4 protein-coding genes are annotated in these 3,258 nt (G+C 36.1%); 3 read left to right on the top strand and 1 reads right to left on the bottom strand.

Annotated features, from left to right (window positions below):
• A partial coding sequence (locus tag JCM17102_RS29295; protein ID WP_025076540.1) for an RHS repeat-associated core domain-containing protein occupies nt 1–870 on the top strand: 870 nt, incomplete at its 5' end.
• A gap of 2 nt (nt 871–872) precedes the next feature.
• The gene (locus JCM17102_RS20720; protein ID WP_136498641.1) at nt 873–1,412 is read left to right on the top strand and encodes a hypothetical protein; all 540 of its coding nucleotides are present in this window, start codon (nt 873–875) and stop codon (nt 1,410–1,412) included.
• Nucleotides 1,413–1,764: 352 nt separating this feature from the next.
• On the opposite strand, the gene JCM17102_RS20715 is transcribed toward JCM17102_RS20720, so the two are convergent.
• Nucleotides 1,765–2,943: an IS4 family transposase gene (locus JCM17102_RS20715; RefSeq protein WP_025076538.1), complete on the bottom strand. Its 1,179-nt coding sequence runs from the start codon at nt 2,941–2,943 to the stop codon at nt 1,765–1,767.
• A 99-nt stretch (nt 2,944–3,042) separates the two neighbouring features.
• Here JCM17102_RS20715 and JCM17102_RS32125 point away from each other — a divergent pair, with 99 nt between their 5' ends.
• A complete protein-coding gene (locus tag JCM17102_RS32125) occupies nt 3,043–3,171 on the top strand; it encodes a hypothetical protein (protein WP_262481128.1) in 129 nt (42 codons plus the stop codon).
• The last annotated feature ends 87 nt before the right edge of the window (nt 3,172–3,258 follow it).

Genomic DNA, 3,258 nt, shown 5'->3' with positions numbered 1-3,258 from the left:
ACTTCAACTAATAGTGTTCAGCCTTACAAGTATAATGGTAAGGAGTTGGATACGAGGAATGGGCTGAACTGGTATGATTATGGTGCGAGACATTATGATGCCGCGATAGGAAGATGGCATACTGTAGATATGCGAGCTGAGAAATACAAAGCAATGAGTCCATACAATTATTGTGGCAATAATCCGGTGAATTATGTGGATTTGAAAGGAGATAGTATTTCATTTGCGGATATACAAAACCTAGATAAAGGAATAGGTACTAATTTTATGCAGAAAATAGTAGATGATTTGCAATCTCTAACAGGTTTGAGCCTAACTGTGGATAATAATGGTATAATGACTTATGCTAAAGACGTTAATGGAAAACCTATGATTACAACAACGACTGATGCTAATGGTAATACTATTCAAGTAGGTAGTACCACAGCAAGAGGTACAATAGCAAATGCTTTAGACCATTCTGATATGGTGACAGTTGTACGTGGGGCACGGTCAGGAGTGAAACCTCAAAGTAATAATACAGTACAATTGGGGATAGGACAAATAGAAGGTTTTGTCAAAGGGACTGTAGGAATGGACAATCGTACATTGGGCTGGGGAATGACCTTAACACATGAACTTTATCATACACAAGTTGGTGGTGGATTAAAAGATAATTATAGTGTAAATTACCCTGGAGATGTTGTCAGCAAAATGAATACCATTCGTTCTGAATTGAACAGTCAAGGAGGAAATTATGGTCAACGTATGGATTATAAATCAATGGAAATAAACAGTTCTAGATATATATCATTTGATAGAGCTTCTCAAGGACAATTGTCATTGGGCTTACCACCATTACCTGTTAATAAATACATAAAATACAAATAATTATGAAAAGATGTATCGCAATTCTTATGCTTTGTTATTGTTTTCAATACGTAGTTTGCCAAACTACATGGCAAAAAGACTCGACCATGTATATGACAGCATATCAGCATATTAAAAATGATTCTATTTTTTCAGGCAAATTGATTGCTGTGACAGATTCAATTGTGGATTTGGATAGATATTGTTTGGATTGTCTTAAAAAAGAATTTCCAGAAGAATATGAAAAGCTGAAGGTATATCGAAAAAATAAGAAATATCCATACTTTTACACGTATTATTCATATTTTTACACGTATTATTCTCCATTATTAGCTTTTCTTTTTCGTAATCAAGATGTCGAACAGGCATCTGCGATATTGTTCTTTTCTAATATTGAAGATTTGATGCTAAGAGCAGATGTTAATTTTTACGACAAAACATATATTTCAAACAAATTTAAATATGAAGAATATATATGGGGAATTTCTTATGAATATCTATTTATCTTTGATGAAAATGCAACTTTAAGAAAAGTAGTAAGAAGTGAGTTTCAACTCAATTAATATTTGTTATACTCTGGTATAAGCTGCATAAAAGTCTATTTATATCAAGACTGTAACATGAACTGTGTCAGGAAAGAAAATTATATTCACTTTGCTGACGTAGTTAAGTTACAGTCTTCCTTCTGCACTGTATTCGGCTAGTATTTTCAGGCAATCTCAGAACGTCATATATACATACCAGTGCCGGAAAGCCTCATATAATTACCGTTAATTTACCATGACTGTATGAATGAAAAAACTTCTGGACTTTCCAGACTAAGCTAGAACCTGAGGGGATGTGAAATACAACACTACAACTGCTCTGAAAATTATTAATGGGAATTAGTACTGGTGCGATAAAATCGCACGGTTATTAAATATCGTCAAATAGAGTTCGTTCTTTGAAATTTTGAATCGGTTTGGTCTCCACCTTGGTACTTGTTATCAGTTCTCTCAAATTCTCTCTGCTGAGTATTGAGATTCTTATCAATGTAGCCCCCTCAGTGACTGAATATGGACTTTTGCATTCAGCCTTGATTCTCGCAATTATCAAGTATGCCACAACAGCAACCCATAGATGAGTACGTACAGCATTCTCGGAATACCCCCAAAGAGTTTTCACTACGATGTTTTGCTTTACCCATTTGAAGAAAACCTCAATGTCCCATCTGTGTCGATAAAGTACGGAGATTTCATATGCGCTAATCTCAAAATTATTGCTTATGAACTCTACATTATTGCCAGTTTCCTTATCATGGAAGCTGACCAGCCTAATAGGATCCGGATATAGTTTCTTGGACTTATACGTAGTTAATCGTATCGTAAAGTCAGCATTGATACCTGTCTGAGAGTCAAAGTCACTTCTGAACTCTACGACCTCATACTTCATGTTGTCTTTAGGGCGACTAACCCAATAGGCACCAGCTTTATGAAAGGTGTAGAGTGCAGCAAAATCCACATAAGCCTTGTCCATCATATAGAATGCAAGTGGCTCAGGTACAAGTTCATCAAGCTCATTACTATCATGCCATTTCCCATCTGTGATATGGATATTGGCTGGGATAGTGCCTCGCAGGTCAAGAAGAGTATGCATCTTCACTGCCCCTTTGCTGTATTTGCCAAAAGCCCATGACGCAAGTTTAATACTTGTAGATATGGTTGTTGAATCTAAAGCATAGAGGAGATTGTCCAAATTCACATCAAGAACAGGGGTATTCGCGTATAAAGGTCTTACTAAAGCAATTAAATGTTGCCCTAGTCCTTCATAGATACGATAATCTCTATTCTCGTTTGCTCTTGACAACGAGGTGTGGGTAACACTCTTGCAAAATCCTAAATGATAAAGACTACTTTCGTGCGCCTTTAGACAAAGGCAAATATCTCGTAAGGAGTCACACCCTGACAATTGATCAAATAGCAAATGGAGTAACTGACTATAACAAGTGAGATCCTTAGCATGCCAGTCTCCGTTATACTGTTTTACTAGTTTGCCAAACTGATATCGTGGGATGAAGTCAATGACTTGTACAAAGATGTACTTTCCGATATTCATAACTCTATAGGTATAGACCTACAAAGTTACATTGACCAATTCAAATCAAAAAATCAAAGAACGCAGCTAAATAACGTAGTATTAACCAGTTATAAACAAATGGGCGATTTTATCGCACCACTAGTAATGGGAATCTACAAGAATACCTTCATTTATACAGCTAATCCATTTAAGGACATCGTAGTAAAGGTCATCCGGCTGAATGGAAAGAATCGGAGCAATGAGTAAAAATGGTATGCTCTACAATAATAGGTTACCCTGACCACTCCTGTCGTATTGGGCGTGAATTATTATGACCGGTATATCTTTATAGGA

Origin of the sequence: Bacteroides faecichinchillae JCM 17102, assembly GCF_000614145.1 — a bacterium.
In the GTDB taxonomy this organism is placed as follows: Bacteria; Bacteroidota; Bacteroidia; order Bacteroidales; family Bacteroidaceae; genus Bacteroides; species Bacteroides faecichinchillae.
Note: the sequence above shows the minus strand (reverse complement) of the source record. Positions and strands in the feature narration are given on the sequence as shown.